The sequence below is a fragment of the Streptomyces sp. BJ20 genome (assembly GCF_022869105.1).
Taxonomy (GTDB): Bacteria; Actinomycetota; Actinomycetes; order Streptomycetales; family Streptomycetaceae; genus Streptomyces; species Streptomyces griseoincarnatus.
Map to the genome: position 1 here is coordinate 2,207,263 of NZ_CP094918.1, position 22,984 is coordinate 2,230,246.

General features: G+C 75.5%; 21 protein-coding genes and 1 pseudogene. 12 read left to right on the plus strand and 10 right to left on the minus strand.

Features of this window, described 5'->3' with window-relative positions; all coding sequences use genetic code 11:
* The first annotated feature begins 78 nt into the window (after nt 1–78).
* On the plus strand, nt 79–1,536 hold the full coding sequence (locus MTR79_RS10060; RefSeq protein ID WP_244789789.1) for an NCS2 family permease: 1,458 nt from the start codon (nt 79–81) through the stop codon (nt 1,534–1,536).
* A 47-nt stretch (nt 1,537–1,583) separates the two neighbouring features.
* Entirely contained in the window at nt 1,584–2,732 is a 1,149-nt protein-coding gene (locus tag MTR79_RS10065; protein ID WP_244789790.1) for an XdhC/CoxI family protein, read from the plus strand.
* Between the two features lie 206 nt (nt 2,733–2,938).
* Here the strand turns inward: MTR79_RS10065 and MTR79_RS10070 are convergent, their stop codons facing one another.
* A complete protein-coding gene (locus MTR79_RS10070; protein ID WP_244789791.1) occupies nt 2,939–3,661 on the minus strand; it encodes a DinB family protein in 723 nt (240 codons plus the stop codon).
* Nucleotides 3,662–3,777: 116 nt separating this feature from the next.
* Nucleotides 3,778–4,218: an SRPBCC family protein gene (locus tag MTR79_RS10075; protein WP_086703522.1), complete on the minus strand. Its 441-nt coding sequence runs from the start codon at nt 4,216–4,218 to the stop codon at nt 3,778–3,780.
* A gap of 585 nt (nt 4,219–4,803) precedes the next feature.
* Here MTR79_RS10075 and MTR79_RS10080 point away from each other — a divergent pair.
* Genes MTR79_RS10080 through MTR79_RS10110 form a run of 7 tightly spaced genes read left to right on the plus strand, consistent with a single transcriptional unit; the run spans nt 4,804 to nt 11,118 of the window.
* Nucleotides 4,804–5,811, plus strand: a complete 1,008-nt coding sequence (locus MTR79_RS10080) for a glycosyltransferase (RefSeq protein ID WP_048455468.1) — start codon at nt 4,804–4,806, stop codon at nt 5,809–5,811.
* Entirely contained in the window at nt 5,808–6,464 is a 657-nt protein-coding gene (locus MTR79_RS10085) for an HAD family hydrolase (protein ID WP_244789792.1), read from the plus strand. The genes MTR79_RS10080 and MTR79_RS10085 overlap by 4 nt, the downstream gene beginning before the upstream one ends.
* Complete coding sequence (locus MTR79_RS10090; RefSeq protein WP_121718739.1) at nt 6,461–7,450, plus strand: glycosyltransferase family 9 protein; 990 nt, start codon at nt 6,461–6,463, stop codon at nt 7,448–7,450. The genes MTR79_RS10085 and MTR79_RS10090 overlap by 4 nt, the downstream gene beginning before the upstream one ends.
* Nucleotides 7,447–8,397, plus strand: a complete 951-nt coding sequence (locus MTR79_RS10095) for a glycosyltransferase (RefSeq protein WP_244789793.1) — start codon at nt 7,447–7,449, stop codon at nt 8,395–8,397. Before MTR79_RS10090 ends, MTR79_RS10095 begins: the two co-directional genes overlap by 4 nt.
* Nucleotides 8,394–9,353: a glycosyltransferase family 9 protein gene (locus MTR79_RS10100; protein WP_244789794.1), complete on the plus strand. Its 960-nt coding sequence runs from the start codon at nt 8,394–8,396 to the stop codon at nt 9,351–9,353. Before MTR79_RS10095 ends, MTR79_RS10100 begins: the two co-directional genes overlap by 4 nt.
* Nucleotides 9,350–10,225 carry a glycosyltransferase gene (locus tag MTR79_RS10105; RefSeq protein WP_189363467.1) on the plus strand — a complete coding sequence of 292 codons (876 nt, stop codon included), beginning with the start codon at nt 9,350–9,352 and terminating at the stop codon, nt 10,223–10,225. Before MTR79_RS10100 ends, MTR79_RS10105 begins: the two co-directional genes overlap by 4 nt.
* Nucleotides 10,222–11,118 carry a glycosyltransferase gene (locus MTR79_RS10110; RefSeq protein WP_086704994.1) on the plus strand — a complete coding sequence of 299 codons (897 nt, stop codon included), beginning with the start codon at nt 10,222–10,224 and terminating at the stop codon, nt 11,116–11,118. The genes MTR79_RS10105 and MTR79_RS10110 overlap by 4 nt, the downstream gene beginning before the upstream one ends.
* 798 nt (nt 11,119–11,916) lie before the next feature.
* On the opposite strand, the gene MTR79_RS10115 is transcribed toward MTR79_RS10110, so the two are convergent.
* The 3 genes from MTR79_RS10115 to MTR79_RS10125 all read right to left on the minus strand — a co-directional run bounded on the left by MTR79_RS10115 (nt 11,917) and on the right by MTR79_RS10125 (nt 13,976).
* The gene (locus MTR79_RS10115; protein WP_086704993.1) at nt 11,917–12,258 is read right to left on the minus strand and encodes a DUF3040 domain-containing protein; all 342 of its coding nucleotides are present in this window, start codon (nt 12,256–12,258) and stop codon (nt 11,917–11,919) included.
* 61 nt (nt 12,259–12,319) lie between these two features.
* Nucleotides 12,320–13,249 (minus strand): polysaccharide pyruvyl transferase family protein, encoded by a 930-nt coding sequence (locus tag MTR79_RS10120; RefSeq protein ID WP_189363468.1) that lies wholly within the window; start codon nt 13,247–13,249, stop codon nt 12,320–12,322.
* A gap of 133 nt (nt 13,250–13,382) precedes the next feature.
* Entirely contained in the window at nt 13,383–13,976 is a 594-nt protein-coding gene (locus MTR79_RS10125; protein WP_244789795.1) for a hypothetical protein, read from the minus strand.
* 177 nt (nt 13,977–14,153) lie between these two features.
* Here MTR79_RS10125 and MTR79_RS10130 point away from each other — a divergent pair, with 177 nt between their 5' ends.
* Nucleotides 14,154–15,275 carry a winged helix DNA-binding domain-containing protein gene (locus tag MTR79_RS10130; RefSeq protein WP_189363470.1) on the plus strand — a complete coding sequence of 374 codons (1,122 nt, stop codon included), beginning with the start codon at nt 14,154–14,156 and terminating at the stop codon, nt 15,273–15,275.
* A gap of 549 nt (nt 15,276–15,824) precedes the next feature.
* Here the strand turns inward: MTR79_RS10130 and MTR79_RS10135 are convergent.
* A complete protein-coding gene (locus tag MTR79_RS10135) occupies nt 15,825–18,635 on the minus strand; it encodes a LuxR family transcriptional regulator (RefSeq protein WP_244789796.1) in 2,811 nt (936 codons plus the stop codon).
* A 153-nt stretch (nt 18,636–18,788) separates the two neighbouring features.
* Nucleotides 18,789–18,968 (minus strand): annotated as a pseudogene (locus MTR79_RS10140) (helix-turn-helix transcriptional regulator); the annotation flags it as partial.
* A gap of 190 nt (nt 18,969–19,158) precedes the next feature.
* On the opposite strand from MTR79_RS10140, the gene MTR79_RS10145 reads away from it, so the two are divergent.
* The gene (locus MTR79_RS10145; protein WP_244789797.1) at nt 19,159–20,832 is read left to right on the plus strand and encodes an AMP-binding protein; all 1,674 of its coding nucleotides are present in this window, start codon (nt 19,159–19,161) and stop codon (nt 20,830–20,832) included.
* Entirely contained in the window at nt 20,829–20,972 is a 144-nt protein-coding gene (locus tag MTR79_RS10150) for a hypothetical protein (protein WP_189363676.1), read from the plus strand. Before MTR79_RS10145 ends, MTR79_RS10150 begins: the two co-directional genes overlap by 4 nt.
* Before the next feature lie 84 nt (nt 20,973–21,056).
* Here the strand turns inward: MTR79_RS10150 and MTR79_RS10155 are convergent, their stop codons facing one another.
* From MTR79_RS10155 to MTR79_RS10165, 3 genes are read right to left on the minus strand one after another with little or no spacing between them, the layout of a single operon-like run.
* Complete coding sequence (locus MTR79_RS10155; RefSeq protein WP_114875146.1) at nt 21,057–21,521, minus strand: GNAT family N-acetyltransferase; 465 nt, start codon at nt 21,519–21,521, stop codon at nt 21,057–21,059.
* On the minus strand, nt 21,518–22,063 hold the full coding sequence (locus MTR79_RS10160) for a GNAT family N-acetyltransferase (protein WP_189363473.1): 546 nt from the start codon (nt 22,061–22,063) through the stop codon (nt 21,518–21,520). The genes MTR79_RS10155 and MTR79_RS10160 overlap by 4 nt, the downstream gene beginning before the upstream one ends.
* 43 nt (nt 22,064–22,106) lie before the next feature.
* Nucleotides 22,107–22,781, minus strand: coding sequence for a hypothetical protein (locus MTR79_RS10165; RefSeq protein WP_086704644.1), 675 nt, complete (start codon nt 22,779–22,781; stop codon nt 22,107–22,109).
* Between the last annotated feature and the right edge of the window lie 203 nt (nt 22,782–22,984).

The window sequence follows — 22,984 nt, forward strand, 5'->3', positions numbered from 1 at the left end:
GTCGTGCACCTCCCCAAATCCCGTCCCCACCGCAGGGTGGGTGCCGGGTGCCCCTATGAACCTTGGGAGCAGGCCCACATGACCCAACAGTCACTGCAACCGACGACCACGGCCGAGGACGCGGGAACAGGATCCCGCGTCCCGGCCGGACGGTCCTGGCTGGACCGCTACTTCCACATCACCCACAGAGGATCGACCCTCGCCCGCGAACTCCGCGGCGGCACCACCACCTTCATGGCGATGGCGTACATCCTCCTCCTCAACCCCCTGATCCTGTCCGGCGAGGACGCCGCCGGGAACACCCTCGCCCCCACCGCTCTCATCACCGCCACCGCCTTCGCCGCCGCCCTCTCCACGCTCCTCATGGGCTTCTTCGGCAAGGTGCCCCTCGCCCTGGCCGCCGGCCTCTCCGTGTCCGGCGTCCTCGCCTCCCAGGTCGCCCCGGAGATGACCTGGCCGCAGGCGATGGGCATGTGCGTGATGTACGGCGTGGTCATCATGCTGCTGGTCGTCACCGGCCTCCGCGAGATGATCATGAACGCCATCCCGCTCGCCCTGAAGCACGCGATCACCATGGGCATCGGTCTGTTCATCGCCCTGATCGGCTTCTACAAGGCGGGCTTCGTGCACCAGGGCGAGTCCACCCCGGTCTCCCTCGGCCCGTCGGGCGAACTCGCGGGCTGGCCGGTGCTGTTGTTCGCGATCACCCTGCTCGCCGTCTTCGTGCTGCAGGCCCGGGGGGTCCCCGGCGCCATCCTCATCGGCATCGTCGGCGGCACCGTACTCGCCGTCGTGCTCAACGCGTCCGGCGTGATCGACCCGAAGCAGTGGGCGAGCGGCCCGCCCGAGTTGAACGGCGGCGCGGTGTCGATGCCGGACTTCTCCCTCTTCGGGCACGTCGAGTTCGGCGGCTGGGGCGAGGTCGGCGCGATGACCGTCGGGATGATCGTCTTCACCCTCGTCCTGGCCGGCTTCTTCGACGCGATGGCGACGATCATCGGCGTCGGCACGGAGGCGAAGCTCGCCGACGCCAAGGGCCGGATGCCGGGGTTGTCGAAGGCGCTGTTCATCGACGGGGCCGGCGGCGCGATCGGCGGCGTCTCGGGCGCGTCCGGCCAGACGGTGTTCGTCGAGTCCGCGACCGGCGTGGGGGAGGGCGCCCGTACCGGCCTGTCCTCCGTCGTCACCGGCCTGTTCTTCGCCGCGTGCCTGTTCTTCACGCCGCTGACGGCGATCGTGCCGGGCGAGGTCGCCGCCGCGGCCCTGGTGGTCATCGGCGCGATGATGATGTCGAACGCCCGTCACGTCGACTGGGCCGACCGGGCCACCGCGACCCCGGTCTTCCTGACCGTGGTGGTCATGCCGTTCACCTACTCGATCACCGCGGGCGTGGCCGCCGGTGTCGTCTCGTACGTCGCGATCAAGACCGGTCAGGGCCGGGCGCGGGAGGTCGGACCGTTCATGTGGGTCCTGACCCTCGTCTTCCTGGTCTTCTTCGCGCTCGCCCCGATCGAGAGCTGGCTCGGGGTGCGCTGAGAGGGCCACTCCGCCTTTCACGTCACCGCAGTTGAGGAGAGCGAGACATGCTGGACATCGCCGAGGAGCTGGACCGGTGGGTCGCCGAGGGCCGTGACTTCGCCGTAGCCACCGTTGTGGCCGTCGGCGGCAGCGCGCCCCGCGGGGCCGGCGCCGCGCTCGCGGTCGACGCCGACGGCACGGCGGTCGGCTCGGTCTCCGGCGGGTGCGTGGAGGGCGCGGTGTACGAGCTGTGTGTCCGGGCGCTCGAGGACGGCGTGACCGTCCTCGAGCGGTTCGGCTACAGCGACGAGGACGCCTTCGCCGTCGGCCTCACCTGCGGCGGGATCATCGACGTCATGGTCACCCCCGTGAGGGCGTCCGACCCCGCGCGCCCTGTGCTGGCCTCCGCGCTCGCCGCGGCGGCCGGCGGGCGGGCGGCGGCGCTCGCGCGCGTCGTCGAGGGCCCCGGCCACCTGCGCGGCCGCGCGCTCACGGTCCGACCCGACGGCTCGTACGAGGGTGGCTTCGGCGCGCGTCCGGAGCTGGACCGCACGGTCGCCGCAGAGGCGGGCGCCTTCCTGGACGCGGGCCGCACCGGCACCGTGGAGATCGGGGAGGAGGGGTCGCGCTGCGGGGCGCCGGTCACCGTGCTGGTCGAGTCGTCGGTGCCGCCGCCCCGGATGATCGTGTTCGGCGCGATCGACTTCGCGGCGGCGCTGGTACGGGTCGGCTCGTTCCTCGGCCACCACGTCACGGTGTGCGACGCGCGGCCGGTGTTCGCGACCCGGGCGCGTTTCCCGGAGGCGGACGAGATCGTCGTGGAGTGGCCGCACGAGTATCTGGCCCGCACGGAGGTCGACGCCCGCACGGTGCTGTGCGTGCTCACCCACGACGCCAAGTTCGACGTGCCGCTGCTGAAGCTGGCGCTGCGTCTGCCGGTCGCCTACGTCGGCGCGATGGGTTCCCGCCGCACCCACCTGGACCGCAACGCCCGCCTGCGCGAGGCCGGCGTCACCGAGCTGGAGCTGGCCCGGCTGCGGTCCCCGATCGGCCTCGACCTGGGCGCCCGTACCCCGGAGGAGACGGCCCTGTCCATCGCGGCGGAGATCGTCGCCGACCGCCGAGGCGGCACGGGCGCCGCCCTCACGGGAGCGCACACCCCCATCCACCGCGACCCCCGGCCTCCGGCCCGCACCATGGGCCCGGTGGCCTGAGGGGGCCTCGTCGGTCGCTGCCCCGCGTGCGCGTCTGACCCGCCGGAGGGCGCGGGGAGCGCCGTCCCGCACCCGTCCACCACGCACCCGCGGGCCCGGCCCGCCGCATCAGCCCGGTGGCTCGGCGGCCGGGCCGGTCACCGTCCGGACAGGGGCGCGGAGGGAGAGAGCTCTCGCCACCGCCGTCCACCAGGCTGCCGGGGCCGTCACCGCCCCGACCACGCGTGCCGGATCCGCCACAGGTCCCGCAGCAGCGCGATCTCGGCCATGTGGTGGACGAACTCCAGATTGGCTCCCGCGATCACGCCGACGAACGGATCGTCGGGGTCGGAACCGTAGGGGTACTGCGAGAAGCCGATCGTGTCGAGCTCCTCCTCGGTGACGCCGCCCACGGCGGTCCGCCACCGGTCGACGGTCTCCCAGAACCGCTCCAGCGCGACGGCGGCGGAGGGCGTGAAGTCGACCATCTGCTTCGGGTCCTGCCGCCGCTCACCGAAGGCCCACTCCCAGCCGCCCGCGAACTCGTAGTGCAGATGGCTCAGCCGCCACGCGATCGTCGTGAGCGGCGTGTCGTCGGGCTCCGGTTCCCCGGTGTGGGCGAGGACCTCCTCGACCCGTGCCACGCTCACGCTCCAGTCCTCGGCGATCTTCTCGACGCTCATCCCGGAGGCCGCCTGCCGGGCCACTTCCGCGTACTCGCCCGCCGGGATGTCCGGGTCACCCTCGTCGAGCACCCACTCGCCGGGCCCGAAGGCCCGGGGCGTCACCGCCTCGCCGCGCCGCCGGATCGACCAGCAGCCGGGGACCGGCTCCCAGAGGTACTCCTCGTCGCCCAGTCCCGACAGTCGCGCACGGGCCATGTCCGTCGCCTTGTCGAACTGCTCCAGCAGAATGCTCAAGCGGTCGGTCCGTGCGCCCTCGGTGCCCATGCCAGGCCTTCCCGTGGTCGGGGCAGATGCAACGGGGAAGGTAGTGGCCCGCGCCGGGCGACGCGACTGCTTTTCCGGCGCACGGAATCCGGACCCCGTGGCGGGCCTCCCGGAGCTCAGCCCCGCCGCAGCAGCCGGTCCATCGCCCGACCGAACATCACGCGTCCCGCCCGCGCCAGCAGCCCGTCGCACGCGGCCGGGAGGAACCGCACACGGACGTCCTCCCGCCACACCACCCGGCACCGTCCGCCGGGACGCGCGTGCACCTCGATCTCCGCCCACCCCAGGACGGTCCGTCCGTGCTTCTCCAGTCGGCAGAACCCGGGGGAGTCGCCCGCCGGGGGACGCCACGCCGTGACCTCCATCGGGTCGTCGAAGCCGAGCGGACCCGCGCCCGTGCGGGCGACGAACAGGGTGCCCTCGCCGGTGGGCGGGGGAGTGGTGACGGTGATCCGGGTCAGCGGGACCACCTCACCGTGCCGGGGCCATGTCGTGACCCGTCGCCAGGCCTCGGCGGGGGGCAGGGACACGGTGCGCTGGAGCTCGAAGGTGGCCACGCCCCGATCCTAGGAGCCCCACGCCGCTCCCGCCCCCGGCGATACACCGCCTCCGGCTCCGCCTTCCCCGGACGGTGCCGCGCGCGGTCGACTGCGCGCGCGTGCGCCCGGTCGGCGTCGGCGCGGCCACCGCGGTCCCGGCCGCAAGGGCGCGGAACACGGCCCCCGTTGTCGTCGCCTTCCTGGTCGGAAAAGGCATGCGCGGACTGCACACACCGGCTGTACGCCGGGTCTGTAGTCCGCTGTCGCGTGCCTCCGAACGGGTGATCGCGCCCTGTGGCAGTTGTCACCGGACCGCCGGGCGGCCCCCGGCCCCTCCCGCCCTCCGACCTGCGCGGACCTCCGTCTCGGTGCACGCTGGTGCAGAGCACCGCATATCCACACGGAGCGGGACAAGCCATGCCCAACGGTTTGACGCAGGTCGGGTGCGGCACCCGCTCCCCGCAGTACTCGCCCGACCCAGGGACGGAGCCGACTCCCCATGCACGACCCCGGTGACCACGCCCCGTTCCCCGAGCGCCGCCCCACCCCCGCGGGCCCGCGCCCGGGCGGGCCGTACGCCGGGCGCGGGAGGTGGGCGCCGCGATGACGCCGTACGCCGTCGTGATCCCCACCCTGGTCCGCGAGAGCCTCGCCGACTGCCTCGCCGCGCTGGCCGCCGCGCGCGGACCGCGCCCGGAGCGCATCGTCCTCGTCGACGACCGTCCCGCCACGCCCGTCCCCGACCCGGAACCCCTGGAGCACGCGCTGAACGTCCTCGGCGACCTGCGTGCCCGCACCACCGTGCTGCCGGGAGAGGCGCGCGGCCCCGCCGCCGCCCGCAACACCGGACTGCGCGCCGTCACCGAACCCTGGGTGGTGTTCGTCGACGACGACGTCCAGGTCGGGCCGCACTGGTGCGCCCAGCTCCACGAGGACCTCGACGAGGCGACGCCCGACACCGCGGGCGTTCCGGGCGTCGTCACCGTGCCGCTGCCCGGCGGACGCCGCCCCACCGACTGGGAACGCGGCACCGCGGGACTGGCCCGCGCCCGCTGGATCAGCGCCGACATGGCCTACCGCACCGAGGTCCTCCGCAGGGCCGGAGGCTTCGACGAACGCTTCCCCCGCGCGCACCGCGAGGACGCCGACCTCGCGCTGCGGCTCCTCGACGCCGGCTGGCGCATCCGCCGCGGCTGCCGCACCACCCTGCACCCCGTGCGCCCGGCCTCCCGCTGGGCGTCGGTGCGCAAGCAGCGCGGCCACGCCGACGACGCCCTCATGCGGAGGCTGCACGGCCCCGGCTGGTGGGAGAGGGCCGTCGCGCCGCGCGGACGCATCCGCCGGCACGCCGCGATCACCGCCGCCGGCGCCGCCGCGTGCGCGCTCGCCGTCACCGGACACCGCGGAGCCGCCGCGGCCTGCGCGGCGGGATGGGCGGCCGGCACCGCCGAGTTCGCCCGCGCCCGCATCGCGCCCGGGCCGCGCACTCCCGAGGAGGTGGCGACCGTGCTCGCCACCAGCGTGGTCATCCCGCCCGCCGCCACCTGGCACCGCCTGGCCGGCGCCTGGCGCCACCGACACGCCCCCGCCTGGCGGGAGGTGGCCCGATGAGCCCCGTACGGGCGGTGCTGTTCGACCGCGACGGCACCCTGGTGCACGACGTTCCCTACAACGCCGCCCCGGAGCGCGTGCGCCCCGTAGAAGGGGCGCGCGAGGCGCTCGACGCGCTGCGCGCCCGCGGCATCCGCCTCGGCGTCGTCACCAACCAGTCCGGCGTCGCCCGCGGCCTGCTGACCGAGGCCGACGTCCGGCGCGTCAACAAGCGCGTGGAAGAGCTCCTCGGCCCGTTCGACGTCCGGGCCTTCTGCCCGCACGGACCCGACGACGGCTGCCCCTGCCGCAAGCCCCGGCCCGGCATGATCCTCGACGCCGCCGGGCAGCTGGGCGTCGATCCCGCCGACTGCGTCGTCGTCGGCGACATCGGCTCCGACGTCGAGGCCGCCTGCCGGGCCGGCGCGCACGCCGTCCTCGTCCCCACACCCGTCACGCGCGCCGAGGAGACCGCTGCCGCCCCGCACGTGGCACGCGACCTGCCCGCGGCCGTACGGATGATCCTCGACGGCCCGCCGTGGGAGGCCCCGGACGGCGCCCCCGCGCCCGGGCCGCACGCCGGCGCCGAACACGCGCGGGCGGCGGGCCGGCCTGCCCGGCACCTGTCCGGCGGCCCTGACCCGTCGCCGCCCCGGACCCGGAGGTACCTGTGAGAGCCCTCGTCACCCGGCTCGACAGCTTCGGCGACGTACTGCTCGCCGGGCCCGCCGTACGGGCCGTCGCCGCCCGCGCCGACCACGTCACCCTGCTGTGCGGACCGCAAGGGGCGCCCGCGGCGCGGCTGCTGCCCGGGGTGGACGAGGTGCTCGTCTGGGAGTCCCCGTGGACCGGGTTCCGGCCTCCGCCCGTGGACCGGGACGACATCGACAAGCTCGTCGCGTCCCTCGACGCCGACGCCGCGCTCGTCCTCACCTCGTTCCACCAGTCGCCGCTGCCCACCGCGCTGCTGCTGCGGCTGGCCGGCGTGCCCTTCGTCGCCGCCGACAGCGAGGACCACCCCGGCAGCCTCCTCGACGTACGCCACCACCGCGCCCCGCACGCCCACGAGGCCGAGGCCGCCCTCGACCTCGCCGAGGCGGCCGGCTTCCCCCGCGTCGACGACGGCCGCCTGCGGGTCCTCCCGCCGCCCGCCGCCGACACGCTGACCGGCGACGGACCGTACGTCGTGGTCCACCCCGGCGCCAGCGTGCCCGCCCGCGCCTGGAGCCCCGGACGCTGCGCCCAGGCGGTGCGCGAACTGACCGCCGCCGGACGGCGCGTCGTCGTCACCGGAGGCGCGGGGGAGCGCGACCTCACCGCGTACGTCGCCGGCGGCCGCGCCCTCGACCTGGGCGGCCGCACCGACGCCGCGCGGCTCGCGGGGGTGCTCGCCGGGGCCGACTGCGTCGTCGCGGGCAACACCGGGCCCGCCCATCTCGCCGCCGCCGTCGGCACCCCCGTGGTGTCGCTGTTCGCGCCGGTCGTCCCCGCCGAGCGGTGGCGCCCCTACGGCGTGCCCCACCTGCTGCTCGGCGACCAGGACGCCCCGTGCGCCGGAAGCCGCGCGCGGCGCTGCCCCGTACCGGGCCATCCCTGCCTGGACACCGTGACCGCGCTCGACGTCGTCGCCGCGGTCGACAAGCTCGTGGAGGTGGCATGAGGATCCTGCTGTGGCATGTGCACGGGTCGTGGACCACGGCCTTCGTTCAGGGACCGCACACCTACGTCGTCCCCGTCACCCCGGACCGCGGACCCGACGGGCTCGGCCGCGCCCGCACCTTCGACTGGCCCGACACGGTCGTCGAGGTGGAGCCGGAACTCCTGGCCGAGCAGGACGTCGACGTGGTCGTGCTGCAACGCCCGCACGAGATCGGCCTGGTGGACCGCTGGCTGCGCCGCCGCCCGCCCCTGGTCTACCTGGAGCACAACGCCCCGCACGGCGACGTCCCCGACACCCGGCACCCCGCGGCGGACATCCCCGGCGTGACCCTCGTGCACGTCACCCACTTCAACCGGCTGATGTGGGACGCCGGTTCCACCTCCACGACGGTGATCGAGCACGGCATCGTCGACCCCGGCCCGCTGTGGACGGGCGAACTGCCGCACGCCGCCGTCGTCGTCAACGAACCGGTGCGGCGCGGCCGTACCACCGGCACCGACCTGCTGCCGCCGTTCGCCGCCGCCGCGCCGCTCGACGTGTTCGGCATGGGCACCGAGGGCCTCGCCGCCCACCTCGGCCTGCCCGCCGACCGGTGCCGCTCCCACGAGCTGACCCAGGCCCGCCTGCACGCCGAGATGGCCCGCCGCCGCGTCTACGTCCACCCGGTGCGCTGGACCTCCCTCGGCCTGTCCCTGCTGGAGGCCATGCACCTCGGCATGCCCGTCGTCGCCCTCGCCACCACCGAGGTCACCGAGGCGGTGCCGCCCGGCGCGGGCGTCGTCTCCAACCGCCTCGACGTGCTCACCGACGCCGTACGGGACTTCGTCGCCGACCCGCTGAGCGCCCGCCGCACCGGCGAACTGGCCCGCGCCGCCGCCCTCGCCCGCTACGGCCTGCCCCGCTTCCTCGACGACTGGGAACGCCTCCTCAAAGAGGTCACGCGATGACGTCCCCCCGGGTGCTCGTCCTGCGGGCGCTCGGGCTCGGGGACCTGCTCGCCGGGGTGCCCGCGCTGCGGGCGCTGCGGCGGGGTTTCCCGGGCCACGAGATCGTGCTGGCAGCGCCCGCCGCCCTCGCCCCCGTCGCCGAGGCGACCGGGGCCGTCGACCGGCTGCTGCCCGCCTCCGCGCCCGGCCGGGGCGTCCCCCGCACGCTCGGCTGGACCGGCCCGCCCCCGGACGTCGCCGTCGACCTCCACGGCAACGGCCCGCCCAGCCACCGCCTGCTGCAGGCCCTGCGCCCCGCGCGGCTGTTCGCCTTCGCCCACCCGGACACCCCCGACATCGAGGGCCCGGCCTGGTACCGCGACGAACACGAACGCGACCGCTGGTGCAGGCTGCTGGACTTCCACGGCGTCGACGCCGACCCCGCCGACCTGCGGCTGCCCCGGCCGGACGCCCCCTCACCCGCCCCCGGCGCGGTCGTCCTGCATCCCGGCGCCGGCGCGCCCGCGCGCTGCTGGCCCGTCGAGCGGTACGTCGCCGTCGCCTCCGCCCTGCGCGGGCGGGGGCTGCGTGTCGTGGCCACCGGGGGCGCGGGGGAGGACGACCTCGTGGCCCGGCTCGCCAAGGAGGCCCGGCTGCCCGACACCGACGTCTTCTCCGGCGGCCTGCCGTTCCACCGGCTGTCCGCCCTCGTCGCCGGCGCCCGCGCGGTCGTCAGCGGCGACACCGGGATCGCCCACCTCGCGGTCGCCCACGCCACGCCCACGGTCACCCTCTTCGGCCCCGTCCCGCCGAGCCACTGGGGCCCGCCTCCGCACCCCCGGCACCTCGCCCTGTGGCACGGCCCCGAGGGCGACCCGCACGCCCGCCGCCCCGACCCGGCGCTGCTGCGCATCACCCCCGACGACGTACTCGACGCCCTGCACCGCCTGCCCCCACCCGAGGAGCCCGCCCCATGACCCGCCACCGCCGCGTCGGCGTCGTCATCGCCACCAGGAACCGCAGCGAACGCCTCGCGGTCACCCTGCGGCACCTCACCGACCTGCCCGAGCGGCCGGAGATCCTCGTCGCCGACAACGCCTCCACCGACGACACCCGCGCCATGGCCGCCCGCGACTTCCCCCACGTGCGGGTCCTCGCCCTCACCCGCAACCACGGCGCCCTCGCCCGCAACTACGGAGCCCGCGCCCTGGACACCCCGTACGTCGCGTTCGCCGACGACGACTCCTGGTGGGCGCCCGGCGCGCTCGACCGCGCCGCCGACCTGTTCGACGCCCACCCCCGGCTCGGACTGATCGCCGCCCGCACCCTGGTCGGCCCCGGGAACGCCGAGGACCCGCTCAACGACCTCCTCGCCCGCTCCCCGCTCGGCCCCGCCACCGATCTCCCCGGCATCCAGGTGCTCGGCTTCCTCGCCTGCGCCTCCGTCGTCCGACGCATCGCCTACCTCGACGCGGGCGGCTTCCACCGGGTGCTGTTCTTCGGCGGGGAGGAGACCTGCCTCGCCTACGACCTCGCCGCCCGCGGCTGGGGCGTGTCCCACTGCCCCGACGTCGTCGCCCACCACCACCCGGCCACCTCAAGCCGCCCTGGGCGGCCCGTCCAGCAGCGCCGCAACGAGGTGCTCACCGCGTGGCTGCGCCGCCCCGTCCCTTACGCCCTCGCCCGCACCGGCGCCCTCGCCGCCGAAGCCCGCGCCGACACGACGGCCCGGCGTGCCCTGCGCCAGACCTTCGCCCTGCTGCCCGCCGCCCTGCGCGCCCGCCGCCCGCTGCCCCCGCACGTGGAACGCGCCGCCCGGCTGCTGGACCTCGAAGGGGCGACCGCATGACCGACCCGCGCACGACCGTCGTCGTCATCACCCACAACCGCCGCCGGGAACTGCTGCGGACCCTCGACCGGCTCGCCGAACTCCCCGAACGGCCCGAGGTCATCGTCACCGACAACGCCTCCGCCGACGGCACCGCCGACGCCGTCGCCCGCCACCACCCGGAGGTCCGGCTGCTGCGCCCCGGCCGCAACCTGGGCGCGGTCGGGCGCAACCTGGCGGTCCGCGAGGTCACCACGCCGTACGTCGCCTTCTGCGACGACGACTCCTGGTGGGCGCCCGGCTCCCTGACCGGCGCCGCCGACCTGCTCGACCGGCACCCCGGCGTCGTCTCCGTCACCGCGCGCATCGTCGTCGAGCCGCACGGCACCGAGGACCCGATCGTCCGCGAGCTGCGCGAGTCGCCCGTACCGGGACCACCGTGGCTGCCCGGACCCGCCCTCGGCTCCTTCCTCGCCGCCGCCACCGTGCTGCGCACGGACGCCTTCCGGAAGGCGGGCGGCTTCCACCCCAAGCTGTGGCTCGGCGGGGAGGAGGAGCTGCTCGCCGTCGACCTCGCCGCCGACGGCTGGTGGCTCGTCTACGCCGACGACCTCACGATCCACCATCACGCGTCCGAGGCCCGCGACGCGACCCTGCGCCGCCGCCACGGCATCCGCAACACCCTGTGGTTCACCTGGCTCCGCCGCCCGGTCGTCCCCGCCCTGCGCCGTACCCTCGACCTGGCCCGCACGGTTCCGCGCGACACGACGTCGCTCCTCGCCTTCACGGAGGCGGCGGCCGCCCTCCCGTGGATCCTCCGCGAACGCCGCGTGCTCCCGCCGGAGGTCGAAACCCGCCTCCGCCTCCTGGAACCCACGCAGCGCGCCTCGAAGGCCCGCCGCTACACGGGCTGACCCCGCACACCAGCCAACGGGCCTCACGCCCGGCCACGGTGCGAGGACCGCACCCCCGGTCCCTTGCGTCATCGCGTTGCCCCGTCACTCGGGTCCGGGCGCCGCCGCGGCCCAGTGCCGGTTCCGGACGTCGCCCCGGCCCCGTGCGGAGCTCCCCGCATCGCCCCCGTCCCGTGCGGGTTCAGGCCTTCGCCCCGGCCAAGTGCTCGGCCCCCGGGGGCTCGAGCGGCGTCCCGCCCAGGCGGGCCGGTCCGCCGTCCGCCCGGCAGGTGCCGGGATGGCCGGTGTGAGGGTACCCGCGGCGCGCGGGTCACCGCCCGTACGGTGCTGCTCCGCTCCGGCGGCAGGCTGCTCGTGCCGGGGGAGGCCGCGCGAGAGCGTCTGAGGCCTGGTGGCCTCGTCCGGCACGGCACCCGTCCGCCCGGCGGTTCCTTCCCGCTCGTGGGGCGGTCCGCCGTCCCGGCAGCCTCGCGCCAGGGGGCCCGGTGGGAACGGCTGCGGCCCGCGGGCACCCTCGGCGCGGTGCTGCCCGCCTGCGCCGGGAGCGCGAAGGCGTCGCCCGCACCGTGCCCCTCCGCCCGGCGGTTCCTTCGCGCTCGTCGGGCGGTCCGCCGTCCCGGCAGCCTCGCGCCAGGGGGCCCGGTGGGAACGGCTGCGGCCCGCGGGCACCCTCGGCGCGGTGCTGCCCGCCTGCGCCGGGAGTGCGCAGGCGTCGCCCGCACCGTGCCCCTCCGCCCGGCGGCAGACTCGTGGCGGGGGGCGGTCGGAGCGTGGGCGTCCCGCCGCCCGCCCGGATCGCTAGCGTCCCCCGGGCGGGCCCGCGTCGCCCGACCACCTGGACAGCAGGCGGAAGCCCAGGAACACCACCACCGGCCACAGCACGGCGAAGGTCCAGATCGCCCACGGCGCCGACGTGACGAGGCCCGTCACCATCAAGGCCACCGACACCACGGTCAGGAGGGCGACCGTCCGGCCGCGCGGGTCGCAGCGGGCCACGCGGGCCGCGAACCGCTTCGGATCGGGGCCGCGGCGGGCGGGACGCCCCCGCAGCAGCCGGTTGAGGCGACGGTCACGCCGCAGCGACCGCTCGATCTCGTCGAGGATGTGCTGCTCATGTTCAGGGAGCCGACCGAGGGACACCGTCTTCCTCCAACGACCGCCAGGGTGGACCTGGAGTCCGGGTGCCCGGCGGATCCGCGCCCTAACCGGCGCCCCCGCGGGACGTCAGAGCCTCCAGCAGACGGTCCGCGCCGTCCGGCAGCCGCCCCTCGCGGAACGTCTCGCGGGCCTGCCGCGCGGCCACCCGGCCCGAGGTCAGACACCAGTCCCACCACCGGTCCAGCCGCCGCTCGTCCACTTGCTCCGCCTGCAGCAGCGCCGGCCACGCGCAGGCCCGCGCCTGCGCCGTCACCTTCGCGCCCCCCGCCACCGGGTCGATCGCCACCACCGGCGTGCCGACCCGCAGGGCCAGCACCAGCCCGTGCAGCCGGTCGGTGACGACCAGGTCGAGCCGCGCCAGCACCGACTGCACCTGCGCCGGAGTCGCGTTCAGATGCCAGTCCCGGGCGTCGAGCCGTGTCTCCAGCTCCAGCCGCGCGCAGTCCTTGCCGGCCAGCCAGTGCGTCACCCGCTCGGCGACCTCCCCGTGCCGCCGCTGCGCCCCGTACTCGTGCTGTCCGTGGGTGAGGATCACCCCCACGACCGGCCGCGGCGGCACGGCGGGCGCGCGGGCCGCCAGGTCCTCGGTGGGCGCACGGCCGGGCGCGTCCCGGGCCAGCACCCGGTGGAACCCGGTGACCGCCGGCTCGTCGGGATCGATCACCGACGTCCCCACCGCGATCCGCACACAGTGCGCGAACCGCCGGTGCAACTCCTCCACCTGCGGCCCGTGCAGCGGCCCGCACACGAACACGAGGTGCGAGTAGTCATGGGGCCGTGCGTCGTCGAGGTGCAGCGCGTCCGGCCGGAAGCCGGGGCTCCAGGCGATCTCGTACGCGGTGCCCGACCCACGCAGGACCGTCTCGACCCGGTGCAGGGCCAGCACGTCCCCGGCGGTCGCCTCCCCGTCGCGGAAGCTGAACCATCCGGTCAGCAGGACCCTGCGCGGTGCCGTTCGGCTTTGCTCTCGCACGGCGCACCGAGTGCCCCTCCCGGCCGGACGGCAATCGGCATGCGCCAGATTCGGAGGTCGGAGACCAGGGTCTTGCGCACGCCGAGACGGTCGGCACCCGGCCGAGGTCGGCGGGGCCCTCCGCGAGCAGCGGTCAGCCCGCGTCGGGGTGCCGCGGCTCCTCGTGGCGCGCGTCGCCGCCCTCCTGCGGGCCGCCGTCGTCCTGCCGGGGCCCGTCCCCGAACGGCCGCGGACCGGGACCCTGCGGACCACCTTCCTGGGGACCGGCACCCTGCGGACCACCTTCCTGCGGACCGGGACCCTGCGGCTGCCCGGGCCTCTGGGGCAGTCCGGGCCTCTGGGGCAGTCCGGCCTCCTGCGAAGGCCGCTGACCATCCTGCGCCTGCCCAGGCCCCTGCCCAGGGCCCTGCGACTGCCCCTGCCCCTGCCCCTGCGCCGACCCCTGACCCTGGCCCTGCCCCTGCGGCAGCCCCGGCCCCTGCTGCTGCCGGGGTCCGCCCTGCGGCTGGCGCGGGCCACCGTGCGGGTGGCGGGGGCCGCCGGGCCCCTGCTGCTGGCGCGGGCCGTTCTGCGGCGGCCGGGGACGGACGGTGCCCGCCAGCGCCTGGCGGACCTCGAACTGGGTCCGCTCGGCCACCTCACGGACCTCGGCCACGACGTCACCGCGCTCGCGCACGAGTTCGTCGTAGACCGGGAGGCCGTCGGGGGAGGGGGCGGAGGAAGTCATGGGTCTTTCCTTCGTGGGGGGGATGTCGTGCACCGGGGCCGGAGTCCGGCCCCAGATGTTCAGCGCCGCCGGACGGTCACGGCGTTACACTCCGCAGCGTTTTGTCCAGGAAAGAGAGAGCTGTCCTGAACAGGAAGGAGGACAGGATCCGGCCTACATCCTCGCTAGCGTGGCCGCATGACGAAGTCGAAGCGGACCACCGCCGCCCCGCCGTCGCCGCCCGTCCTAGGCCCTCGCGCGCTGAACCGGGCGACCCTGGCCCGGCAGCTCCTGCTGAGCCGCTCGCCGATGTCCGCGACGGCCGCCGTCGACCACCTGGTCGGCCTTCAGGCGCAGAACGTCAAGCCGCCCTACTACGCCCTCGCCGCCCGCCTCGACGGCTTCACCCCGGAGGCGCTGTCCCGGCCCATGGCCGACCGCGAGGTGGTCCGGATCGTCACCCTGCGCTCGACCATCCACACCCACACCGCCGACGACTGCCTCACCCTGAGGCCCCTGGTCCAGGCCGCCCGCGACCGGGAGCTGCACCACTTCCGCGCCGGGCTCGCCGGTGTCGACCTGGACCGCCTCGCCGCCACGGCGCGCGCCCTCGTCGAGGAGGAGCCGCGCACGATGAAGGAGCTGCGCGAGGCCCTCCTGGAGGACTGGCCGGACGCCGATCCGCAGGCCCTCTCCGTCGCCGCCCGCTGCAAGCTGCCGCTGGTGCAGGTCACCCCGCGCGGGCTGTGGGGCCGCAGCGGCCAGGTCCGGCTGACCACCGCCGAACACTGGCTGGGCCGGCCCGCCCGACCCGCGCCCGCGCCGGACGCCGCCGTGCTGCGCTACCTCGCCGCCTTCGGACCCGCCTCCGTGAAGGACATGCAGACCTGGGCCGGACTCACCCGGCTCCGTGACGCCTTCGAGCGCCTGCGGCCCCGGCTCGTCACCTTCCGGGACGAGAACGGCGCCGAACTCTTCGACCTCCCCGACGCGCCCCGCCCGGACCCGGACACCCCGGCCCCGCCCCGCTTCCTGCCCGAGTTCGACAACCTGCTGCTCTCCCACGCCGACCGCACCCGCGTGGTGCCGCCCGAGCTGAAGGGCCGGCACTGGCAGGGGAACATCGCCTACCGCACCCTGCTGGTGGACGGCGCGCTGGCGGGGCTGTGGCGCCTGGACGGTGACGCCCTCGTGATCGAGCCCTTCGGGCACCTCGACCGGACCCGGTGGGCGGAGGTGACGGCGGAGGCGGAGCGGATGCTCGGCGTCCTGCACCCGGGGACGGCGTACGACATCCGCTTCGGGACGGTACGGGGGTGACGTCCGAAGGGGGCGCCGGTGCATTGGATAGGGGGCGCTGCGGGCTGCTCGTGGAAGCCCGCAACGCCCCCTGGTCGTGACCTGAGGGTTGCTCAGGAAATCATGGGATCAGCCCCGGACGACGACGGGGCGGACAGGAAGAGGAAGGAAGGAGACGGCGTCGGTCGCGGCGGCGGCGGCGCGTCCGGGGGCGGACCGTCTGGTGCGGCTGAGCCCTCGCATGGGTCTCCTCCAGTTGCCGGTGGGGGTCGCACGGGTGGGGGTTCGGGCATCGGGAGCGAGCCCCGATGTGCCCGAGCGATCGGCACGTGTCACACGCTAGGACCGGTCCCGGGGCCGTCCCAATGAGGGAACCCCCTAAGGGGAGTCGGACAGGGAAAACCCTCGGTCACCGGGGGCCGGACCAGCCGGTTTCCGGCCACGGCGGCCGACAACGGCGCCCTCGGAAGGCCGACACGAGCCCGTCGGGGCAGAGGCGCGGCGTCCGCCACGGCGGAAGCGCGGCGTCCATCGTGGCATGCGTCACGGACGCCCGATGACCCGGGTCACCTACGGCGCCCGGCGCCCCGCCGCGAGCCGCACGATGTCCACGCGGGAGCGTATGCCCAGCTTGCGGTAGACCCGGGTGAGCGTCGCCTCGACGGTCTTGACGCTGATGAACAGGCGCCCGGCTATCTCCCGGTTGGTGGCGCCCTCCATGACCAGCGCAGCGACCTGACGCTCCATCGAGGCCAGCCCGTCCAGCGCGGCCGGTGTCGCCGAGGGCACCGGGTCGGCCTCCGCCGGTCCGGCCGCCACGGCCTCGTCGACCTGCCGCAGCCACGGCAGCGCACGGCACCGCCGGAACAGCCGCGCCGCCTCGTCGTACCCGGCGGGACCGGGTCCCCGGGAGCGCAGCCGGGCCCGCGCGAAGGAGGCCCGCGCCTCCTCCAGGCCGTAGCCCAGCTTGGCCAGGCGTTCCTGCGCCGACGTCAGCTGGGCGACGGCGGCCTGGTGTTCGCCGCGCGCCGCGCGCACCAGCGCCTCCGCGCGGTCGAGCACCGCCAGCACGCTCGCGCGGTTCAGCCGCAGCGCGTGCACCCGGGTGACGTTGATCAGCTCCTGTGCCTCGCCGGGCTCGCCGATCCGCACCAGCGCCTCGGCGAGGTCGCCCTGCCAGCGGCCGCGCGCCGGGTCGGTGATGCCCATGCCCTGCTCCAGCTCGCGCACCCGGCGCAGCGAGTGCACCGCGGCCTGCGCCTCCCCGGACACCAGCTGGGCGTACCCGAGGGCCGCCAGGGCGAGGGACAGGTAGAGCTGGTCGCCGTCCACCTCGGCGTGGTCGGCGGACTCGCGGGCCAGGGCGAGCGCCCGGTCCACGTCCCCGCCGGACGCCTCGGCGACGGAGGCGAGCATCGCGGACGCGCTCTCCCCGATGCCGGAGTCACGGGCGAGGCGCAGGCTCTCCCCGGCGAGGTCCAGGGCGCGCCCGCAGTGCCCGAAGCGCAGCTCGGTGTCGGCGAGGAGCCGGGAGAAGTGCACCTCGCTCTCGACCATGCCGCGCCGCCGCGCTTCCCGCAGCAGCGCCGTGATGGCCGTACGGGCCTCGGGGAGCTGGTCGCTCATCAGCAGCCAGCGGAACCGGGACATCGCCGCGCCGTTGTGGTGGCTGGCGACGTCGGGGTCCTGGGGTTCCTGGAGCGCCCGCCGGATGGTGGCGGGGGCGTCCGGGTGGCCCATGAGGGTCTCGGTGGACGACTGGAAGGCGAGCGCCATCAGCTCGGTGCGCCGGTCCCCGCCGCGGGCGGCCAGCTCGGCGGCGTGCGCGGCCTCCTGGCGGGACTTCGCGAAGTCGCCGTTGACGACGACCTCCCGCCAGGCGAGCTGGTAGTGGACCAGGGCGAGCAGCCGGGGGTCGTCACCGGCGTCGGCGAGCACCTGCGGGAAGACGGCGTCGACCTCGCCGAGCGCCTGCCCGGCCGCCTCGATGACCACCATCCATGCCCGCACCCGCTCGGCCGGCACGGTCGCCCGGGTCAGCACCTCGCGGGCGATGTCGCGCGCCAGGTCGACCTCGCCGGCGGTGATGGCGTCCTCCGCGGCCTCGAGCCGCCGCTCGTCGGGGGTTGGTGTGGAGTCGGCGGGGGTGTGCCGGGCGGCGAGCAGTCCGAGGGAGGCGGCGACCGACGGCGCGCCCCGGTCGCGGGCCATGGCGGCGGCCTCGGCCAGCCGGGCCGCGACCTCCGGGTCGGGTCCGGTGGCGGCGAGCGCCAGGTGCCGGGCGCGTTCGATCGGGTCGGAGGCCGCGGTGGACAGCGCGGTGTGGGCGGCGCGCCGCTCCTGGGCGGGGGCCTCCGCGTAGAGGGCGGCGGAGATCAGCGGGTGCGTGAAGCGCAGCGCCGGGTCCTCGGGGTCGGTGATGAGCAGCCCGAGGGAGACCGCCTGAGCGGTCTCGGCCTCCGCGTTGTCCCGTCCGGCCGCGTGCAGCAGGGCGAGGGTGGGACGGGCGCCTGCGCCGGCCACCAGCAGGGTGCGGCGGGCCTCCTCGGACAGCATCTCCAGACGGCTGAGGACCAGCGCCCGCAGTGAGGTCGGCACCGGCAGCGGCTCGCCGGGCCGGGGCCGGGTGGGGCTCTCCGCGAGGGCGCGGCCGAGCTCCAGCGCGAACAGCGGGTTGCCGCCGCTGGTGCGGTGGATGTCACGGACGGTCGAGCGGGACAGGGAGGTGTAGCCGCGGTGGTCGAGCAGCGCGGACACCTCGGTGCGGGAGAACGGGCCCAGCCGCACGGCCAGCGTGTCCGGCGGGCAGGCGCGCAGATGACGGTCGTACTCCTCGTCCTCCGTGCGCACCGCGCACAGCATGCGCACCGGGCTGTCGCCGAGGCGGCGGGCGGCGAAGCCGAGCAGTTCGGCGCTGGCCGGGTCGAGCCACTGGAGGTCGTCGGCGACGACGAGGACGGGACCCTCGGAGGACAGCGCGCGCAGCGTGGACAGCACCGCCAGCCGCAGCGCCAGCCCGTCCCGCTGGAGGGTGGACTCGCCGCGCCCGGTGAGCGCCGACTCCAGGGCGGTGCGCTGGGCGGCGGGCAGCCGGGGGGCCACCTCGTCCAGCACCAGACCGAACAGGTCGGCCAGCGCGAGGAACGGAAGATGGGATTCGGACTCGGTGGCCGAGCAGCGCAACACGCGCGACGTCCCCGCGGCGTTTTCCGCCGCAAGTGCCCGAAGCACGGTCGATTTGCCTATTCCGGCGGGGCCGTGCAGGAGCACGCTGCCGCCGCGCGCGAGCTGCGCCCTGGCGTCGGCGAACAGCTCCTCCCGGCCGATGACCAGGTCGGGGCGGTACCTGGCAGGCTCCTTGTCGTCCCGTCGCACGGTCACCGCTCCCCTCCGTGTGGCGTGTCCTGGCCAATATTAGGCAACAGGGTCCTCAATTCCGGCGGACGGTGTAGTGAGGTAAATGACAACGTTCCGATCAACTGCTAATCAATGGTGTACTCGTGCTATTGCCGTCCGTGGGAGAACACCGCAAATCTACGGCAACCACCCGGCCCTGCGGGCGGCGACCGCCGCCCCGCCCGGGTCCGGGCCCCAGCGTCCCATCACGGACCGCAGCTTCGCCTTGACCGTTTCGGCCGTCGGCCCCACTCGCGCGGCCGCCGCCGCGTTCGCCGCCCCCGCCGCGGCACAGGCCTGCACGGCCACCTCCCCGGGGGTGGCGCCGCCCGGTGCGGTGCGGCTCGCGCGGTGAGCGGGGCGTACGCGCTCTGCCGTCACCTGTTCGCCCCTTCACCGCGGCCCGAGTGCGGGCGCACACCCCCGGTTCGGGGGGTAGTGAGACCTGCACCACGGATTACACGATGGCGGTGAGCCGCCCGGCAAGGTTCGGCACCGAGGAGGACGCATGACGACGGCGACGGAGCAGTTCCGCAGGGCCCGGGACTTCCTGCTGGAACACCGTGAGGACTACACCACCGCCTACCGGGACTTCGTCTGGCCCCGGCCCGGGCGCTTCAACTGGGCCCTGGACTGGTTCGACGCGATCGCCGACGGCAACGACCGCACGGCCCTGCACCTGGTCGAGGAGGACGGCGGCGGGACGCGCCTGTCCTTCGCCGAGCTGTCGCGCCGCTCCGACCGGGTCGCGAACTGGCTGCGCGAGCGGGGCGTGGTCGCCGAGGACCGGGTGCTGGTGATGCTCGGCAACCAGGCCGAGCTGTGGGAGACCGCCCTGGCCGCGATGAAGCTGCGCGCCGTGGTCATCCCCGCCACCCCGCTGCTCGGCCCCGCCGACCTGCGCGACCGTGTCGACCGCGGCCGGGTCCGCCATGTGATCGCGCGCTCCGCCGACGCCGCGAAGTTCGACGAGGTGCCCGGTGGCTACACCCGCATCGCGGTGGGGGAGGAGCCCGGTGGGGACTGGCTGCCCTACGCCGAAGCGTACGGCGCGCCCGACCGGTTCACCCCCGACGGGCCGACCCTCGCCGACGACCCGCTGATGCTCTACTTCACCTCCGGCACCACCGCCCGCCCCAAGCTGGTGGAGCACACCCACACCTCGTACCCGATCGGGCATCTGGCGACCATGTACTGGATCGGCCTGCGCCCCGGCGACGTGCACCTCAACATCTCCTCGCCCGGCTGGGCCAAGCACGCCTGGTCCAACCTCTTCGCCCCGTGGAACGCCGAGGCGACCGTCTTCCTGCACAACTACACCCGCTTCGACGCGCCCCGCCTGCTGGCAGAGATGGACAAGGCGGGCGTCACCACCTTCTGCGCCCCGCCGACCGTGTGGCGCATGCTCATCCAGTCCGACCTGGGCCGGCTGCGCACCCCGCCCCGCGAGGTCGTCGCCGCGGGCGAGCCCCTGAATCCGGAGGTCATCGAGCAGGTCCGACGCGCCTGGGGCGTCACCATCCGCGACGGCTTCGGGCAGACCGAGACCGCCGTGCAGGTGTCCAACAGCCCCGGCCAGGTCCTCAAGACCGGCTCCATGGGCCGCCCCAGCCCCGGCTACCGCGTCGAGCTCCTCGACCCGGTCTCCGGCGCGCCCGGCGCGGCGGAGGGCGAGATCGCGCTCGACCTGTCCGAGCGGCCCGTCGGCCTGATGACGGGATACCACGGCGACCCGGAGCGCACGGCGGAGGCGATGGCCGGCGGCTACTACCGCACCGGCGACATCGGCTCCCGCGACGATGACGGCTACATCACCTACGTCGGGCGCGCGGACGACGTGTTCAAGGCGTCCGACTACAAGATCAGCCCGTTCGAGCTGGAGAGCGCGCTGCTGGAGCACGAGGCGGTCGCCGAGGCGGCCGTGGTGCCCGCGCCGGACGAGCTGCGGCTGGCCGTCCCGAAGGCGTACATCGTGCTCGCGGAGGGCTGGGAGCCGGGCCCCGACACGGCGAAGGTCCTCTTCGAGCACTCCCGCGAGGTGCTCGCCCCCTACAAGCGCGTCCGCCGCCTGGAGTTCGGCGAGCTGCCCAAGACAGTCTCCGGCAAGATCCGCCGCATCGCGCTGCGCGAGGCGACGGCGGCCGGCTCGAACGCCGAGTACCGCGAGGAGGACTTCCGGTGACCGCACTCTCCCGCAGCCACGGCACCGGCGGGACGGCCCTCCTCGGCGACACCCTCGGCGCGAACCTGGGCCGTGCCGTCGCCGCCCGGCCCACTACGACGTCCCGAGCCGCCTGGAAGTCCTGTGCACCCTCCCGATGAGGGTCGCGGACACGGTCCTGACGGTCTCGGACACGGTCCGCACGATCGAACTCCGGGAGGGGCACGCGACGGTCCGAGCCCCGCTCAGCCCACCGCCCGCCGGTAGACCTGCCGGGAGCCGCCCTCCGGTCCCGGAGCGGCGGCCTCGGCGGGGACGAAGCCGAGCCGTTCGTAGAAGACGCGGGCGCCGCTGACAACCGCACCGGGGTGGTCCGGTCCGAAGGTGACCACCTCGATCTCGCCGGGGCCGCGCACCCAGCGGCGTACCGCCTCCTCCATCAGCGCCCGCCCGACGCCCGTGCCGCGGGCCCGGCGGGAGACGACGAGCCAGTGCACGTGGTACGTCGGCGCCTCGGCCCCGAAGAGCAGCCCGCCGAGCAGGTTCGGCCCGGAGGACGGGGCGACCAACGCCATGGAGGCGGCGATGTGCTCGCGCACCGCGTCATGGAAGCCGGGCTCCTCGACCATGGGCCCGAACCACTGCTCCACCTGCGCCGCCAGGCCCAGGAAACCGGGAAGGTCGTGCGCGCGTGCCGTCCTGACCGTCATCGGGCCGGACCGCCGAACGCCGTCTCGCCGCGCGGCAGTTCGAGCCGCATGGACACGCGCGGCCAGTGGTCGAGGCCGTGGGCGCTCTCCTCGGCGCGGATCCGCCGCAGCCCCGGGGTGAGTTCGTCCTCGCCCAGCGTGCGGAAGCCGAGGCGGGCGTAGTACGGGGCGTTCCACGGGACCTCGGCGAACGTGGTGAGGGTGAGAGCGGTCAGACCCTCCTCGCGGGCCCGGTGCGCGGCGTGGGCGAGCAGGGCGCGGCCCATACCGCGGCGTGCCGCGTCCGGGTGGACGGACACCTGCTCCACGTGGAGCGCGCCGTCCACCGGCTCGGCGATCAGATACGCGAGGGGCCGGCCGTCCTCCTCGTCCGCCGCGACCCAGCAGCGGCCGCACCTGTGGTAGCGCTCCAGCACGTCCAGGGCCGGAGGGTCGTCCTCGGCGATCTCCGGCATGCCCAGGTCGCGGAACGGCGCGCCGGCCGCCCGTTCGACGTCCTGGAGGGCGGGCAGTTCGGCGGGGGCGGCGGGTCGGATGCGCATCCGACGAGTATCGGGCCCACCCGGCGCACGCGTCGCCGGAGTTTCAGGACGCGTCCGCGTCCAGCGCCACCGCCGGGGCGTTCTCGGGGCGGGCGGCGCCCGAGGGCTCGAGGACGAACAGCGGGACGTCCAGGGCGTCGGCGCGGGCGCGGGCCTCGCCGCTGTAGCCGGAGAGGGAGAAGTACAGGCAGGCCGCGGACTCCGTCATGGCGGTCAGCCACAGGCACTCCACGTCCCGCGGGGTCGCGCGCCGCGCCGACGGGTCGAGCTGGGCCAGCACGCCCCGGCCGGCCAGTCCGATGCCGGACGTCGGCCGCTGGTCCGCGCGCCGGATGTCGTCGTGGCCGAGACGGCGCAGGTACAGCACGGCAGCCGTGACCGCGTCGCGCGCCGTGCGGATCGGCACGGTGGGGGCGGTGGGCCGCCGCGGCCCTCCGGCGGCCGGCGCCTCCTCCCGCTCGCCCGTGACCGGGATGCGCAGCACCGTCCCGCAGGGGCAGCCCAGTTCGGGGTGAGGCCACTCGCCGCGCGTGCCGCAGCTGCCGCAGCGCACGGTCACCCATTCCTCGTGCCAGGAGCGCTCCCCGACGGCGGCCGGCACCCGGTCCGGGTCCAGCGGCGCGGCGACGGGCGCACCGCAGGCGCAGGGGTAGGCCTGGGCCGTGTAGCGGTGCGAGCGCCGACAGGCGGGACAGCGCACCGGGAGGCTCTCGGACATGGGTCCACTCCGTCGTTCTCGGGGCGCGTCCATCGTCCTCCTCCGGCCCGCCGATGTCCCGTACTTCCGGCTCTCTTGACGGCCTCCACCCGCCGCTTCTACATTTATTCCAGATAGCAGAAATATTATTCCGCTATACGGAATCAACGGAAGCGGCTCACCGCGGGGCGCGACGGGCGTGCGAATCCGAGAAGCCGAAGCAG